This is a genomic window from Parendozoicomonas haliclonae, assembly GCF_900174585.1.
Lineage (GTDB): Bacteria > Pseudomonadota > Gammaproteobacteria > Pseudomonadales > Endozoicomonadaceae > Sansalvadorimonas > Sansalvadorimonas haliclonae.
The window spans coordinates 152,655-167,480 of sequence record NZ_FWPT01000006.1; the positions used below are offsets into that span (position 1 = coordinate 152,655).

Here is a 14,826-nt window from a genome sequence, read left to right on the forward strand (position 1 = left end):
TCGTACACTTTAGATATTGCAGTTGGTGTGCCAACTTTTTGAAAATCCAGTAATAGCAAGGGCTGCAGAAGAATACGGGTGAAAAATGGGTGTTAGGTATTGTTACGTACGATGAGTGTGTTACCTGTCGTGTTACCTCGATGGGGAACAGGTAACAGTTGTCTTGTGTTCCCGTTACTGCTTTCGACGCTGCGGGTGATTACCTGACTTTGGATTGACGCCTCGAGTCGCTTGATAGTGGCTGAGAAGTGTTGTCTTGTTGTGTTTCGTTAGCAGTCTGGCAATAACATCGTGAGACCATCTGGACTCGCCTTTTGGAACGGGGATCCGTGCATTGTTCAGGTTGCGTGCCAGATAGATATTTTCGGCGGTGCGATCTTCAATCTTCGCTTCGAGATAGGCGAGCAGAAGCCATTCATTATTTGTTATACGAATCCCTTTGGTAATCATACGACCGGCATTGGCACAGCTGACGTGTGTCTTGATATAGCTTCTGATGATCTGCAGCCATTGTCGTTTTTGCGTTGGGGATCCGGTTTGCTGGATAAAGTCGACCAGATCGCCCAAGGTGACTTCAGCTTCTCCAGATGTGCGTTGTCCCAATTGTGCCTTGTGGCGATTCAACTCTTTAACGATACGGCTTAAAGGTTTCTGCCTGTCGCGCAGATCTTCAAGGCACTGCCAGATCACCGCCGTATTTCCTGAACGACACTCATTCCATACGGATTCACGACCATGGCCGACAGTAGGTTTAAGCTGTTGCTCCTGACAGAAGGTAATCAGGCTTTTCTGTGAGAATGGCGTGTGATGATCAGGCATCACTACCCCCATCCTGCTCATATTGGCAGCAATGCTGGAAACACGTTTTCCCTGACTAAGTTTGGCCCGCAAGGATTTATGCAGTTGTGATTTATCGTCAGTTTCCTCTTGATCACCGACAATAAACTCCATAGGCATGACTGCACCTTCTTCCAGTGGTGGGAGGAGGTTGTGATCTGTACAGAGGCGGTAGACGTCACTGTAATTCCATGTGGTGCTGTGGTTATAAATATTATGCTGCTGAAAACGATTCAGACGGTCACAGAGGTTGTAAATCACCCTGTGGGAGAGTTGTCTTTCCTTCTGGTACAGCACCGATACGATAAAAGCTTCCAGAGCTTTAGGGTGTTCAATTTGTAATAGCTGGTTTTGCAGACTGTAACGTGTTGGTGTTGCTTTCAGCTGCCTGAGGATTTCAATAATCTGGAGCGCTGTGGGTGTTTTATCATCAGAAAGCTCTTCAATAATAGAATCCGGAGTTTGATGGAAAAAGCAGCCGTTCTGTTCCCGGTATTTTTCCCCTTTTGGGTCCTGAGCCTTCAGGGTGGCCTTTATTTCTTTATCAAGAACCGCAGCAGAATCGATATGTATGTGAGATGTGTCGTTTGCAAAGGTGTATTCAAATAGCAACTCTTCTCCGGTTTTGATAGGCGCAGCTGCCACTGCAAATACATGAAGCTGTCGTCTGTGGAGTGGGTGTGGTTTCAGAATGACCTTGTCATTCTTAATGCAGGAGACCAGTGCCGGATCAATGATGGTTTTGATTTCAAGATTGCTCTGTCCGCCTGTTATTGAGCTGTTCATAAAGCGGGCCGTGTTCACAGGTTCAATACCATAAGTCAGCTGTGGCAGATGTTGGCCCTTCAGGTCTGGCTGTTGCAGCCCTCCCAGCAGAAGGATATGGCGATCATCACGGTAGATTTCCGCCTGATGCTGACGTACCTGAAGAGAGACATATTTTCCTGAAGCCTCATCCTGAAAGGAGTGTACCAGCGGACCTTTCACCTCCATCACGGCTTCACCCTTGTCGAACGAACGACAGGCAACAACACCTGCACCGGCATTGGGAAGCGGGCTGATCTCTTTTTTAACGTTGGCCTGTTCACAGAGTGCGAGAGATATACGTTGGGCTTTGCCAAAAGTGCAGGGTTCGGGCAAAAAAAGTGATGTGCTTTGCGGGGTTGGCGGTGTTGAACTCTTCAGCCTGCTCCTGCTTTCAGGCTTGCACGGTTTTAGCACTCTGCCTCTCATCGCCCTGGATGAATGCTTCCGAATTTGGCGAGCTTTTGCATAAGCAGGAATGGATGAGCGTCTGCTCCTTTGCAACCGTGTTTTCATAGCTCGTTCCGGGGATTTATACCGTGGACATCAGGAGTAAATCTTGGAGCCGTACCGGAAAGGAGAGTTCAACGAGATAACGAAGCTGTTATTAGCAAAGGGCCAGAAACGAGAAAGCCCGGTAAAACCGGGCCATCAGCAGAGCAGGAAAATCAAAGACCTTCGTTATTAGGCGATGTACAGCCCAGGCAACGTTTGAAGGTTGCATTGAAGGGCTCAACCACGAGGGTCTGACCAGTCTGGTCCAGATTTCCACCCAAGGCGGCAAATGGGGAGCTGATAACATAAGCAACAGCACCAACCGCAGTTGTTGCCAGCATCAGCGGACGAGCAACAAGCAGATCACCAGTCATAGCCAGAAAGCTTGGATTTTCCGCTTCGGCCTGGGTGCTGCTGGCCATAACCGGAGTGCTTACCACCGCTGTTACGGACAGTGCCAAAGCCAGTTTTTTAAAGTGTCCTTTCATTGTTATCACCGTCCTTCCCCAAAGGATGTTACGTTTTATGAAACTATATCACTTCCCAAGCTAAATGCACTTCAGCTCTGGTTGGTTCTCTTGTCAAAAGGCCCGTACCAGGCGTTCTCGGGCCGCTTTGGTGGGTGCTTGATAAAGAAAGAGTGCAGATCATGAAGAGCCTGCTCTTCGGCATCGGCCATTGTCATCGGCGTACTAATTACCAGACGGCGAGCCTGGAAGTCGAAGGCTATAGGGACAACCGGTACATCCGCACCTTTGGCCATATGGTAAAAGCCCATCTTCCAGCTGCTGACAGGGCTGCGGGTACCTTCAGGAGCGAGTGCGATAACACACTCTTCGTGCTGGTCGAAAAAGTCCACGATCTGGGCGACAACATTATGGGACTTGTCCCTTTTCACCGGAACACCGCCCCAGTAACGCATCAGCCAGCCGAGAGGGGGCTTGAATAGGGTGTGTTTGCCCAAGAATCGCAGGCGGAGCCGAAGAATAATTTTAGCCATCAGCCCCACAACAAAATCCCAGTTGGATGTATGGTGGGCGACAACAATTATGTATTTCGGGATGTTGGGCAGATTGCCTTCAATCTTCCACCCCATAAGGCGGTAAACAAACAGGGCAAACCCCTGATAAAAGCGATTAGGCGGAAATTTATTATTATGCATCATCCTTATTCCACTGCAGGACTTTGATTGATCTTGGCAGCTTGCCAGCACTGGTTAGTGCGTTGGATGCCAGAACATTATTTATTATCGCCCAGTTTCAGGAGAAAACGACAGTTTTCAGGACGTATGTTCTGTTTCTGTTTGTAGCTCCGCTGTTTTCTGTGACGGGGTCAACTGCTCTTCCAGGCTCAGCGAACCGCATCCTAAAAGCTCAACACGCTCTAGCCTTGTAGCGATTGTATCTGCAGTTGGGCGAAGCCTGGGCAGGACGTTCTGGCAAGCCGAACAGACTGTGGCTAACTGTTTGAAATCCTGGTAGGCAGGCTCATCCTCTTTGATATTTCGCAGGTTACAGGCTTTTGTCAGGATTCTGTCCAGGCACGCACTTTCCGTTTTTGTGGCTGCTGGTGTCAGGGTTTGTGCAAGAGTTTGCAGCCACTGATGCAGATCGCCTGCTTCAACCCTTGTCAGCAGGCGAATCAACATTGCACTGAAGGCCCAAATATCATTGGCCGTGTTTGTTTTTGGGGTTGCTTTCAGTAATCCGGGAAATGCACTTTTCCATGCGGATGAAATCTCAGGAGGCAGCTGGGGCACATTGGCGATGTCACGTTTGGTTCCGGAAGGTTGGCAGGAACCCATATCACCGACCTTGAAAATATAATGGTCTTCCCCAAGCGTTCTAAACAAGACATTGCCATCATGAAAGTCCCCGTGAACCCATTGTTTGCTATGGATATAGGTTAATGCCTGAATCGTATCCTGGCTGATTCGGTAGATCATGTTTGCAGAAAAATAGCCTGAGGAGAGAGTATCAAGATGAGTCAGATCCCCTTCCATTCTCTCCATGGTAAGTAGACAACCCAGAGATGGGTGCTCAAAGGCCCCGATGCAAACGACGATGTTATCGTGCTGGAGAACCTGTAACGCTCTGGCTTCACGCTCTAGCTCCTGCTGCCGTTCTACCTGCGTCCTTAATTGCTGGAGAGACGACATCTTACTGAGATCCTTTGCATCCAGAGGCTTTGCAGCCTTAACCACATAGCCTTTGTAATCGCCTTCTCCAGCAACCGGTTCTACTTTCCAGATGCGTGCAAATGAGCCTGAATCGTCATGGGGATGAGTGTTGATATGGGTGCTGACGTCCTGCTTCAACTGGCTCTCGAGAGGAGTCAGGCAGGAATAATCAACCTTGTAGCGGCTCAACTTCCACTGTGCGAAGCGACCCGTTACAGCCGGGCCGATGGAGAGAAGAAGGCCACCCAAATCGTTTGATAGGGTACTTCTGTCAGCTAAGGAGGAATCTATTGGTGTAGCCATGACAATCCCTGCTTTTTTGTGTAGGTGCATAGTGGGATTGATTGGCGGGGATTATGTTCGAGGGAAGAACAGAATTGTTGTAAACGCTGACAATGCTGTTATTACGCATCCGGGCCTTACAACCCGGATGCAAGCCGCGAATAACTCAGGTCTGACAGGATGGGCAGTAACAGGTGCTGCGATTATTTAATCGAATTTCACGAATTGTTGTTCCACACTCTTTGCAGAACTCGCCGCCTCTGCCGTACATAGAGAGCTCAATGGCAAAGTAGCCGGGCTTGCCGTCACCACCCACAAAGTCTTTCAGAGTTGTTCCGCCAACTTCGATGGCTCTGGTAAGGACTGCTTTAATCGCCTGCGCCAGCTCTTCGTAACGGTGTCGTGAGATATTTCCGCAGGCACGATCCGGACGAATACCCGCCATAAATAACGCTTCATTGGCGTAAATATTCCCGACCCCGACAACGGTGTGGTTATCCATAATGAAGGTTTTCACCGGCTGTTTACGCTTGCGGGAAAGCTCATAAAGCCGTTCGCCGGTAAATGCATCGCTGAGTGGTTCTGGTCCCAGCTTGCGGATCAGGTCGTGTTGTTCAACAGGTCTATCCGTCCAGACCATGGCTCCAAACCTGCGCGGGTCTGTTAGCCTGAGTATCTGACCGTTATCGAAAACAATATCCACATGATCATGTTTTTCTGCAGGCGTGCCTGCCGGAAGAACGCGCATGGAACCGGACATACCCAGATGCCCAATCAGTGTTCCATTGGGAAAGTGCAGCAGAAGATATTTGGCCCGCCGGGTAATACTCAGTAATGGCTGTTCAAAAAGCAGGGCGGGAAGGTCCGGATTCACCGGCCAGCGCAGACGGGGCTGACGCACCTCTACACCAATCACTTTATTCCCGACGGTATGGGGAGCAATACCCCGCAGGGTTGTTTCGACTTCTGGCAACTCTGGCATTGGGTTCTGGCCTGATAACAACAAAAGCTGGAAGAACCCTAACAGATTCGCAGCCTGCTGAAACCCTGCTAGTTTGTCTGTCTTACTCAGAAAAAGAATGCAGAGATGTTCGGGGATTCTTTAAATGGGGGATGTGGCTTTGAATAAGCGTAGGCTGGCTATTGTTTCAGTATGGGTACTGTTATTGCCATCGCTTGTATGGGGGCAAGAACCTGAAAGCCAGAAGTTAGAAACCTCATGGCATGATTACACGCCAGCCCTTTATACCGCAGGGCGGTATGCGCTGGGGGCGGGTGCCTTGATTGGTTTGGCGGCCATGCAGTCGGTGGTTGAGAGCAAGCTGCGAGGTTATGGCTCTCTAGCCAAGATGGGACATTACATCTTTTATCCTCTGACCATGTCCGTTTCGTTGGTGACATTGACACCTTTTCAATCCTGGCTGGGACATTACATTCATGGTGTGCTGGCGCCTGCAGAAAACAAGGATGAAGAAAAAGGCGATGACTACACCCTGGAAGGACTTTGGTTTCGCACCTATCAGGCCTACAGCATGAATGCCCAGATGAGTCGTAATGTTGTTATGGCCCTGAACACTATGTCTTTTCTTTATCTTGAAAGAGTTATGCTGCATTTATCCGCGGGGCGGTATGAGGCTGCTGTAGATACTCAGGCTCACTTCTTTCGGATGGCCAAGAAATACTATGCCGAAATAGGCTTCACCTCACCGGTCTGGGATGAGGTGTTTATTCCCCATGCCCGTCCTATCTGGAAGCCTTATCGGGATAGTGATTTATGCCGGGATCTGGATGAACAGCTCATACCAGAAGCCCGGACATTAATGTTGGAGAAAACCCTGCAATGCGGAGAGTTTGAATAGTTGTGGAGAGGTTGGAGAGATTGAATAGCCCGGTGGCCTATCGGTCACAGAAGCCGTACTCCACAAGATCATTCAGTAGGGTTTCCCAGCCACCCCGGTTAAATGTTCCGGCCAGATAGTCTCCAAGATCCCAGTAATCGGGTTCGGAGCCACAGCGTTCGCGGAGGTCATTTGCGAGACTGTAATCAAAATAAGCACTCAGGCAGCTCTCTTCGCCATCTTCCGGAGCCATCTCGTGCTGGACAGTATTATTTTCATACCATCTGGCATTGCCCTCTCTGGGCTGATCGAAAATCAGGGCAAGATGTGATTCTGAACAGGTGTAGCCACCAAATTCCTTGAAAGGATATTCCGACGTATAACCGCTGGTGGATGCCAGCAGAAGTCCTGAGAATGCCAATGCTGAGAGTGTTTGTTTCATGGGAATCTGGCCCGGAGCTTTTCAGACCGCGGAGAAGATAGGCCAATTTGGGGAATGGGTGTCGTAGGGCTACAGAAAATTACTTATAATTTCTTCCTTTCCGGGCCCTGAGAGAGAATCTTTGGGCCAGAACTCAGCTATGCGGTCACTCATGAGCAAGATTTTGCAACCAGTTAAGACTCTGACCGGCATTAAGCCTACCGGTGTTCCTCACCTGGGCAACTATGTTGGTGCTATTCGTCCGGCTATCGAAGAAAGCCGTCGTGAGGACATCAAGTCCTACTACTTCCTGGCAGACTACCACGCCATTATCAGCACCTGGGATCCTGCTCAGGTTCACGAGTCTACCCGTAACATTGCTGCCGTCTGGCTGGCGCTGGGTCTGGATACTGATCGCGCGACTTTCTACCGTCAGTCCGATATTCCTGAAATCCCGGAACTGACCTGGATTCTGAACTGTATGTCCGCCAAGGGCCTGATGAACCGTGCCCACGCTTACAAAGCGTCTGTGGATAAGAACATTGCCGAAGGTAATGACCCTGATCTTGGCGTAACCATGGGCCTATACAGCTACCCTGTGCTGATGGCCGCGGACATTCTGATGTTCAACGCCAACCGCGTACCGGTAGGTAAGGATCAGGTTCAGCATATCGAAATGGCTCGTGATATCGGCGGCCGTTTCAACCACGTTTACAAGGGTGAGTATTTCACTCTGCCGGAAGCGATTGTTGGCGAGAACACCGCTGTGCTGAGTGGTCTCGATGGCCGCAAGATGAGTAAGAGCTACGGTAACGTGATTCCGCTGTTCTGCCCTGAAAAGCAGTTCCGCAAGCACATTATGAAGATCGTAACCAACAGCCTTGAGCCGGGTGAGCCGAAAGACGCAGATACCTGCACCCTGTTCCAGATCTTCTCCGCCTTTGCCAAGGATCAGTCCGAGATTGATGCCAAGCGCAAGCAGTACGAAGAAGGCGCTGGCTGGGGTGCTCTGAAGCAGGAACTGTTCGAGTACCTGAACGAAGAGCTGAAAGAGGCTCGCGGTGAGTATGACCGTCTGATCGCTGATCCGGCCTTTATCGAAGCCGAGCTGAAGAAGGGCGCAGATAAGGCTCGTGCCGAAGCGTCTCCATTCCTGAAGACAATTCGGGAAGCGGTTGGTCTGCGACCTTTGGCTTAATTCGCCATAACTGATTGAAAAGCCGGGCTTTTGTCCGGTTTTTTATTGCCTGCTAAAAAGTGAACTTCAGATATACCGCAGAGGTCTAAATAGGTGATAGCCAACTGTGAATGGAGTCACTGATGTCCAAGCCTCTGCCCAATATCCTTTTGCTTACTGTTCTGTCTCTATTTGGATTGCTGATCCCCATGGCGGGCATGGCCGATTGTTCTGGCTACGAGTCGGGCAGTGAAGAAGCGGCACATTGCACAGCGTTGAATGCTGTGGAAAACAGTTTGTGCCCTCCTGAGCAATGTGTGCCGATGCTGACCGCGACATTCACCAATACACTGGAAAGCGGCAAGGCTGCAGCAACGGCTTCTGATGTTTTTCATGGCACCTTTGAGCCGATCAAAGCTCAAAGCCCAGCCTATGCCGAAGGTTTATTTGAGCAGTACTCAGAACACTTTCGGGAAAGCCCCTGGGCTCAGACCGCTTTTAAGAAGCTGGTGGATGCTGTATTCACAGTTGATAAAGGCACAGTAAAAACAGTTTTGATTCCGCGAACAAAAGCTTTCTCTGAGTTCGAGGCTCTGCAGGATTTATTTGAATTGGATATGACCATAACCGCGGGTGTTTCCAGAGATATGGCGACTTATGAGGAAGTCGCGACTTATCACCGTTATCTTCTCCGTGGCGGGTATCTAGATTGGGAGTGGTTGACGGCTCCAATACGTGACGGGCAGTGGATCACTTTTACGACCGGTTATGATCTGGTTTTGTTACCTCACCCTGAATTTGACCAGAGCGGGACACTATTGCCGGAATGGCAGAGTATGATTAACCATGTCATTAAACCTGATATAGCTCAGAGTTATGTTTTGGTGGTTACCAAATCCGAGCTGGAGAAGGATGCTCTTTCCTCTTATATTCAGCAGCAGGCTCCTGAACTGAAGCCGGTGAATCAGGTGTGTACGGATGGTATCGCGCTTGGGAAAGATCGCATCTATACCTGTTCTGTTTTGCTTAAGCGGTAAGTTAAATCGAATCTGGTAATTGTTGATTGTTCAAGGCATCCTGCGAGCGGATACCACAGTGAACAATAACGATGAATAATACCTCCCTTCAGTTTCTGGCGAATAAGTCAGCGGGCGATAGCCGTACCTGCGTCATTCTGTTTCACGGCTATGGCGCTTCCATGCAGGACCTGTATGGCATCTCCGATTTTATGGATCCTAACAAAACCTGTGACTGGTTTTTCCCTGATGGCTGGCTGGCGGCTGAAGGTGGAATGGGCCGGGCATGGTTTCCTATTGATGCCCAGGCTTTGCAGATGGCTATGCTGACGGGCCAGCCAAGGGATCTGCGTGATAAGGTTCCGGAAGGCTTCGACGAAGCGATTAGTCTTACCAAAGCGTTTATCGAAGAACGTCTGGATAATTATGACCGGGTGATTATCGGAGGCTTCTCTCAGGGCGCGATGATCACTTCTCATATTGCTCCCATGATCAGTGACAAACTCGATGGCCTGCTGCTGTTTTCCGGTAACCTTATTGCTGAATCCCTGCTTGTGGATAAGTTGCGCGAAGCCAGTCCTATCAAGTTCTTCCAGTCCCATGGGCAGCAGGATCCTGTGCTGGGTTTTGACTATGCCAAAGACCTTTATGATCTGCTGATTAAGCATGGTCACACGGGTGATTTCCTGCCATTTCATGGGCAGCATGAGATCACTGGGCCGGTTCTGGAAGAGGCTGGCAAGCTGATTTTATAGGCATAAATTCCCAGAGAGACCGTATATTGACTCATCTCTTTTTAGCACTGGAGTACGCTTTTTTACTTCTTTTTGTTCGTTTTTTTAGCATGTTCATTTTTTGTGAACATTGTATAAAGTTGAACAAATTTGCTTTTTTGGGGCATTATTCCATAGTTTTTAGTTGGGGATAATGGTTTTTGTTCATTAATTGTTGTTGTTCACTTTTTGGCGTGTTGGAATAGGAGACACAAAGAGACTGGAAAGCTCATCATGCTGGATGAAAGAGAAATCACAATACTGACAGAGGCGATATCTGCCTTTAGGCAAAGAACAGGTCTGTCTCTGGTTACTTCTGACGAAATAGACAGCTCTCACGCTATAGGTACTGAGCTATATCTGGAAGGCTATATCTCTCTGCAAGCTGAGGTCAAGAAAGGTGTGCTGGGGAATATTGGAGCTGTAATACGGAGGCTACAAAAGCTTGGCTCAAAAAAAGGGATTCTCATTACGCCTTATATCCCACCACCTCAGGCTGAAAAACTTAAGCTAGCCAGTATCCAGTTTATCGATACTGCTGGAAATGCCTTCATTTGTCAGCCGCAGTGCTTTGTTTATGTCCAAGGATATAAAGCCGCAAAGGTAAGAGAGACAGCAGAACTGAAAGGTAAGGCTTTTAAAGCAGCAGGGTTAAAGCTTGTTTTTGCCCTTATGCAGAAGGAGGAACTTCTCAATGCTCCTTATCGTAACATTGCTGCGTATGCGGATGTTGCTTTGGCTACAACTGGAGCAGTTTTGGAAGACCTTGAAGAGCAAAATTTTCTTAATACTCTAAAGAAAGGGCAAAGGAAATTTATTAATAAAGGCAGATTAATCCGTAAGTGGGGAGAGTCCTATCCTGCTCTGCAGAAAAAGATCTATATTGGGACATTTACGACAGATATTCCTATTGACCCTCAAGGTATCAACCTTTCGGTTCTCGGTGGTCAGTGGGGAGGAGAGGTTGCGGCCGCACGGTATACTAATTATCTAAACCCTAAAGATATCAGCGTATTTGTACAGAATAATAAACTACGAGATGTAATGTCGGGGCTAAGGCTGCGTAAGCTTAAATCTGGAGAACATCCAGATTACCGTATTGATCTCTATCATGTATTCTGGAATGGCCTGTTGGGTACAGAGTTAACATGTGTACCTCCTTTGCTGGTTTATGCAGAGCTTGTGGCATCCGGTGACCTCCGTAATATCGAGACAGCCCAAAGAATCTATGAACAGTACCTTGATTGATATATCTGGAAAGTTGAATGCTGGCCTAATTGAGTTATATGTCGATCTTAAAAAGCACACGGATTCATTGAATATCTCAATGCTTGTTGTTGGGGCAATGGCTAGAGATCTGGTACTACATTATGGCTTCGGTGCGGCAATTGAGCGAGGTACACGGGATGTCGATTTTGCCATCAGTGTTTCCAGTTGGGAGGATTTTTCCAATCTTCGGAAGTTGCTTTTGGCATCTGGTTACGTAGCGCATAGAAAGCACCTCCATAACTTTAGTTTTGTCAGTAGCGATGGGCTTATGTGGGAGCTTGATGTTGTTCCCTTTGGTGATATTGCTGAAAAGCACGAAATTAGTTGGCCGCCAGAGCACGAATTTCATATGAGTGTTCTGGGCTTCCCGGAAGCATTGAGTGCAGCTTTGCAGGTACGCATTTGCCGGTCTCCTGAGTCGATTATTTCTGTAGCATCTCCGGCTGGTATTTGTCTTTTGAAGCTTATCGCCTGGACTGATCGTGCGGTTGAAAAGCGACCCAAGGATGCATCTGATGTCAGGTATCTGATTGATAGTTATGCCAAGATTCCGAGCATATCAGAAGCACTTTATACCGAAAATTATATGGAGCTATATGACTTTGATGAAACGCTGGCAAGTGCGGTGAAACTTGGGGAGGATGCAGGTGCGATTGCACTACCTGAAACTGTGAGTGCTTTGAAATTAACTCTTTTTGAGAATGAAAAAAACAAAGTTCACTTTGCCCTGGACATGCGGAGTCCAAGGCGCATTAGCCAACCGGTTGATACGGGTGAATTGTTTGATTTACTTATCCAAGGCTTCCTTTCTAAAGCAGAAGAGGGGTGAAAAGGTGGAGATATCATAAAACCCCAGCATTTGGTTTGCATGCAATCTTTATATTTTTCAAGCAACCTCGGAAGCCTGAGCGGTAAGCTGTTATGATTGCGCTCTTTAGCTTACCCGTTGTCTCCCTCCATGACTGAACACTCCTTTTCCAAATTGCCACTGTCGCGGGAAATGCTCGATAACCTGGAGTCACTGGGTTATAAGACCATGACGCCGATTCAGGCAGAAAGCCTGCCGTTTATTCTGGATGGTAAGGACCTGCTGGCGCGCGCCAAAACCGGCAGCGGGAAAACCGCAGCCTTCGGTATCGGGCTGCTGTCACGCCTGAATGTCTCCCGTTTCCGGATTCAGGCTCTGGTGCTGTGCCCAACCCGCGAACTTGCGGATCAGGTGGGTAAAGAACTGCGCCGTCTGGCCCGGGCTACCCACAATATCAAGATTCTGACCCTGTGCGGTGGTATGTCATTTGGTCCACAGATTGCCTCTCTGGAACATGGTGCCCATATCATCGTGGGTACCCCGGGGCGCATACTGGAACATATGCGTAAAGGCCGTCTTCCGCTTGTGGATATCTCCACGCTGGTGCTGGATGAAGCGGACCGTATGCTCGATATGGGTTTCCGTGATGCCATTGAAGAGATTGCAGCTGCCACACCAAAGAACCGGCAGACTCTGCTGTTCTCGGCAACTTATCCACAGGGCATTCAGGCGATCAGCAAGTCTTTCCAGAACAATCCTGTGGAAGTCAGTGTTGAATCTCATCACGATGATAGCGTAATTGAACAACGCTTTTACCCGACCACCAAGGAAGGACGCCTGGACGCACTGGTCAAACTGATGCGCCATTACCAGCCGGAATCCACAGTGGTGTTCTGCAATACCAAGGTGGGTTGTGAAGACGTTGCAGAACGTCTGCGTCGTGAAGGTTTCCATGCCGCCGCGCTGCACGGTGATTTGGAGCAACGTGACCGTGACAAGGTGCTGGTGCAGTTTGCTAATCGTAGCAGCTCCGTGCTGGTGGCCACCGATGTGGCGGCCCGTGGTCTGGATATCAAAGATCTACAGGCGGTGATCAACTATGAAGTGACCCGGGATTCCGAAGTGCATGTGCACCGTATCGGTCGTACTGGCCGTGCAGGGAAAAAGGGGCTAGCACTCAGTCTTTACACTGAGAGCGAGCAGTACAAGGTTGATGACATTGAAATTTATCAGCGCAAACCTGTGGAATATGGTTCGTTGGCGAAGCTAAATGCGGCGGCCGTTGTGCTCGAGCCAGCCATGGTGACGCTGAATATTGATGGCGGCAAAAAAAACAAGGTTCGCCCTGGCGATATTCTTGGTGCTCTGACCGGTGATGCCGGCATCGCCGGAAGCTATGTTGGCAAGATCGACGTTTTTGATTTCACGGCCTATGTCGCTGTTGACCGGACTGTTGCTAATCAAGCCCTGAAAAGGCTGCAGGCTGGCAAAATCAAGGGACGCCAGTTCCGGGTTCGTAAACTACGCTGACAACCTATACTGCCAGTCTCCATTCATTGCTGAATACGAGGCTGGCAGTATGTCTCTCTCCTCTCCTGAATTCTTGCCGTTCTGGCGGAAGCTCTCCCGCACTATTTTTACCCGCACAGCTATTACCCGCACCGCTACCTGTCTTGTTATGACAGGCATGACCTCAATTGCTGCAGCCATGACGGGCGAGTTCGAGAAGAGAGTATTTGATGTGACATGGGCTGGTGTTGATGAAAGCTCACAGCTTATTTTGACTATGCTGCCATCATCCGGTGTGTACACGTATCAAAAAGAAGGCGAAACGGAAGAGGTTGCGCGCTTTCGTGAGGAGTTGGTGAATGGCCTCTTCAAGGCTGATGATGAATCCAAAGTAAAAGATGAATCCGGGATAGAAGAAAAAGATGAGCCAGAGTTCAGTTGGACGGAATTGATTGCCTATGCACTGGCTCTTCATGAACGTAAGACTGATGATGGCGAAGAGCATAATAAACCGTTTTTAGCTCAGGCCGACGATCCGGTGCTTGGCTCTATTGCTGAAGCCCGGTTTGAGTTTCGTGGCTCTATAGTGAATCAGGTTAAAATCGGAGATGATGAAGACAAACCCTTAAAAAAGATGATTTTTTTCGGGAAAGATAAGAATGAAGTGTCTTTAGAGATAGAAGTTGTCATTCTGGACGACTCTGTTCATGGCATTTCCATTCTTGAGAACACCGATCTCCCTGGAGGCGGAAAGAAATCTCTGGCGCTTTCTTCAATGGATTTGCAGTTAGTCGCAGAAATGGATAAGGGTAATGAATCTGATGGCGAGGAAGCCCTGACTGATCATGTCAGCACTTCAGAGAGTGCGAGTTCGCCGGAACCGGATTCTCCAGAGGCTGTACCCTTACAGAAAGACCAAGACCAAGACCAAGTCTATGTATCTCGCCCCAGTACAGGTTCCAGTTTCAACTCCGAACTTCCAATACCGCCAGCAAAGAGAGTGAAACTCAATAATGGGGCGGTTGAATCGGCCAATACGTCGGGCGTATCGTCGCCTGCGAGTTCGCCGGCTGGTTCTCCCATTCAGTCGTTAAATTCTCCCAAATAACCACAAATTCAGTGGGTAAAAAAAGCTCTGATCTTTTCTATGCTTATGGATAATGGGGAAGTAATAAAGCAGGGATGCTGAAATATGCGTAAATCAGTAGTTACTATCAGTCTGAACTCCGAACAGGTTCTGATGTTCTATAAAAGGCAGAAGGAGCGCGTACGGGCCGTATCCGAGGATGGCACCAGTATCAGCCTGCCCTTCGACATTATTGCCCAGTTCGTCAGCCATCATGGCATTCACGGACGTTTTGAAATCAGCTACGACAGCAGTGGCAAGTTTAAGGGTATCCGCAAGGTTGGTTAGTGTA

Annotated in this window: 16 protein-coding genes; 10 read left to right on the forward strand and 6 right to left on the reverse strand. The window is 48.8% G+C overall.

Translation table 11 applies throughout. The features are described from left to right. Positions 1 to 174 precede the first annotated feature (174 nt). The 4 genes from EHSB41UT_RS13940 to EHSB41UT_RS13955 all read right to left on the reverse strand — a co-directional run bounded on the left by EHSB41UT_RS13940 (position 175) and on the right by EHSB41UT_RS13955 (position 4,453). Positions 175 to 1,977, reverse strand: coding sequence for a hypothetical protein (locus EHSB41UT_RS13940; RefSeq protein WP_087110871.1), 1,803 nt, complete (start codon positions 1,975 to 1,977; stop codon positions 175 to 177). A gap of 332 nt (positions 1,978 to 2,309) precedes the next feature. Beyond that, complete coding sequence (locus EHSB41UT_RS13945) at positions 2,310 to 2,624, reverse strand: hypothetical protein (protein WP_087110873.1); 315 nt, start codon at positions 2,622 to 2,624, stop codon at positions 2,310 to 2,312. A 71-nt stretch (positions 2,625 to 2,695) separates the two neighbouring features. Beyond that, positions 2,696 to 3,301 (reverse strand): 1-acyl-sn-glycerol-3-phosphate acyltransferase, encoded by a 606-nt coding sequence (locus tag EHSB41UT_RS13950; RefSeq protein ID WP_087110875.1) that lies wholly within the window; start codon positions 3,299 to 3,301, stop codon positions 2,696 to 2,698. A 114-nt stretch (positions 3,302 to 3,415) separates the two neighbouring features. Then, positions 3,416 to 4,453, reverse strand: a complete 1,038-nt coding sequence (locus tag EHSB41UT_RS13955; protein ID WP_278248155.1) for a protein kinase family protein — start codon at positions 4,451 to 4,453, stop codon at positions 3,416 to 3,418. On the opposite strand from EHSB41UT_RS13955, the gene EHSB41UT_RS24840 reads away from it, so the two are divergent. Continuing rightward, complete coding sequence (locus EHSB41UT_RS24840; protein WP_242667332.1) at positions 4,412 to 4,573, forward strand: hypothetical protein; 162 nt, start codon at positions 4,412 to 4,414, stop codon at positions 4,571 to 4,573. The two genes, EHSB41UT_RS13955 and EHSB41UT_RS24840, sit on opposite strands and share 42 nt — an antisense overlap. A 190-nt stretch (positions 4,574 to 4,763) precedes the next feature. Here the strand turns inward: EHSB41UT_RS24840 and mutM are convergent, their stop codons facing one another. Then, a complete protein-coding gene (gene mutM / locus EHSB41UT_RS13960) occupies positions 4,764 to 5,579 on the reverse strand; it encodes a bifunctional DNA-formamidopyrimidine glycosylase/DNA-(apurinic or apyrimidinic site) lyase (RefSeq protein ID WP_087110879.1) in 816 nt (271 codons plus the stop codon). 139 nt (positions 5,580 to 5,718) lie between these two features. Between mutM and EHSB41UT_RS13965 the strand changes: the two genes are divergently transcribed. Further along, on the forward strand, positions 5,719 to 6,456 hold the full coding sequence (locus EHSB41UT_RS13965; RefSeq protein WP_133060517.1) for a hypothetical protein: 738 nt from the start codon (positions 5,719 to 5,721) through the stop codon (positions 6,454 to 6,456). Between the two features lie 37 nt (positions 6,457 to 6,493). Here the strand turns inward: EHSB41UT_RS13965 and EHSB41UT_RS13970 are convergent, their stop codons facing one another. Continuing rightward, entirely contained in the window at positions 6,494 to 6,877 is a 384-nt protein-coding gene (locus EHSB41UT_RS13970) for a hypothetical protein (RefSeq protein WP_087110883.1), read from the reverse strand. 151 nt (positions 6,878 to 7,028) lie between these two features. On the opposite strand from EHSB41UT_RS13970, the gene trpS reads away from it, so the two are divergent. The 8 genes from trpS to EHSB41UT_RS14010 all read left to right on the forward strand — a co-directional run bounded on the left by trpS (position 7,029) and on the right by EHSB41UT_RS14010 (position 14,822). Next, positions 7,029 to 8,054, forward strand: a complete 1,026-nt coding sequence (gene trpS, locus EHSB41UT_RS13975; protein ID WP_207626646.1) for a tryptophan--tRNA ligase — start codon at positions 7,029 to 7,031, stop codon at positions 8,052 to 8,054. Positions 8,055 to 8,176: 122 nt separating this feature from the next. Continuing rightward, positions 8,177 to 9,070: a hypothetical protein gene (locus EHSB41UT_RS13980; RefSeq protein ID WP_133060518.1), complete on the forward strand. Its 894-nt coding sequence runs from the start codon at positions 8,177 to 8,179 to the stop codon at positions 9,068 to 9,070. A 71-nt stretch (positions 9,071 to 9,141) separates the two neighbouring features. Continuing rightward, complete coding sequence (locus tag EHSB41UT_RS13985) at positions 9,142 to 9,804, forward strand: alpha/beta hydrolase (protein WP_087110887.1); 663 nt, start codon at positions 9,142 to 9,144, stop codon at positions 9,802 to 9,804. 252 nt (positions 9,805 to 10,056) lie between these two features. Beyond that, positions 10,057 to 11,070, forward strand: coding sequence for a type IV toxin-antitoxin system AbiEi family antitoxin (locus EHSB41UT_RS13990; protein ID WP_087110889.1), 1,014 nt, complete (start codon positions 10,057 to 10,059; stop codon positions 11,068 to 11,070). Then, positions 11,051 to 11,920 (forward strand): nucleotidyl transferase AbiEii/AbiGii toxin family protein, encoded by an 870-nt coding sequence (locus EHSB41UT_RS13995; protein WP_165767266.1) that lies wholly within the window; start codon positions 11,051 to 11,053, stop codon positions 11,918 to 11,920. Before EHSB41UT_RS13990 ends, EHSB41UT_RS13995 begins: the two co-directional genes overlap by 20 nt. 129 nt (positions 11,921 to 12,049) lie before the next feature. Continuing rightward, positions 12,050 to 13,429 (forward strand): ATP-dependent RNA helicase DbpA, encoded by a 1,380-nt coding sequence (dbpA, locus tag EHSB41UT_RS14000; RefSeq protein ID WP_087110893.1) that lies wholly within the window; start codon positions 12,050 to 12,052, stop codon positions 13,427 to 13,429. A gap of 49 nt (positions 13,430 to 13,478) precedes the next feature. Continuing rightward, entirely contained in the window at positions 13,479 to 14,516 is a 1,038-nt protein-coding gene (locus EHSB41UT_RS14005) for a hypothetical protein (protein WP_087110895.1), read from the forward strand. An 84-nt stretch (positions 14,517 to 14,600) separates the two neighbouring features. After that, the gene (locus EHSB41UT_RS14010; protein ID WP_087110897.1) at positions 14,601 to 14,822 is read left to right on the forward strand and encodes a DUF2835 family protein; all 222 of its coding nucleotides are present in this window, start codon (positions 14,601 to 14,603) and stop codon (positions 14,820 to 14,822) included. Positions 14,823 to 14,826: the final 4 nt, after the last annotated feature.

What these genes read in the sequence shown, in the direction of transcription:
- EHSB41UT_RS13980 (WP_133060518.1), top strand. Translation starts at nt 8,177, where the DNA reads ATGTCCAAGCCTCTGCCCAATATCCTTTTGCTTACTGTTCTGTCTCTA.
- EHSB41UT_RS13995 (WP_165767266.1), top strand. Translation starts at nt 11,051, where the DNA reads ATGAACAGTACCTTGATTGATATATCTGGAAAGTTGAATGCTGGCCTA.
- EHSB41UT_RS24840 (WP_242667332.1), top strand. Translation starts at nt 4,412, where the DNA reads ATGGGGATGAGTGTTGATATGGGTGCTGACGTCCTGCTTCAACTGGCT.
- trpS (WP_207626646.1), top strand. Translation starts at nt 7,029, where the DNA reads ATGAGCAAGATTTTGCAACCAGTTAAGACTCTGACCGGCATTAAGCCT.
- EHSB41UT_RS13985 (WP_087110887.1), top strand. Translation starts at nt 9,142, where the DNA reads ATGAATAATACCTCCCTTCAGTTTCTGGCGAATAAGTCAGCGGGCGAT.
- EHSB41UT_RS13950 (WP_087110875.1), bottom strand. Translation starts at nt 3,301, where the DNA reads ATGATGCATAATAATAAATTTCCGCCTAATCGCTTTTATCAGGGGTTT.
- EHSB41UT_RS13970 (WP_087110883.1), bottom strand. Translation starts at nt 6,877, where the DNA reads ATGAAACAAACACTCTCAGCATTGGCATTCTCAGGACTTCTGCTGGCA.
- mutM (WP_087110879.1), bottom strand. Translation starts at nt 5,579, where the DNA reads ATGCCAGAGTTGCCAGAAGTCGAAACAACCCTGCGGGGTATTGCTCCC.
- EHSB41UT_RS14005 (WP_087110895.1), top strand. Translation starts at nt 13,479, where the DNA reads ATGTCTCTCTCCTCTCCTGAATTCTTGCCGTTCTGGCGGAAGCTCTCC.
- dbpA (WP_087110893.1), top strand. Translation starts at nt 12,050, where the DNA reads ATGACTGAACACTCCTTTTCCAAATTGCCACTGTCGCGGGAAATGCTC.
- EHSB41UT_RS13945 (WP_087110873.1), bottom strand. Translation starts at nt 2,624, where the DNA reads ATGAAAGGACACTTTAAAAAACTGGCTTTGGCACTGTCCGTAACAGCG.
- EHSB41UT_RS13990 (WP_087110889.1), top strand. Translation starts at nt 10,057, where the DNA reads ATGCTGGATGAAAGAGAAATCACAATACTGACAGAGGCGATATCTGCC.
- EHSB41UT_RS14010 (WP_087110897.1), top strand. Translation starts at nt 14,601, where the DNA reads ATGCGTAAATCAGTAGTTACTATCAGTCTGAACTCCGAACAGGTTCTG.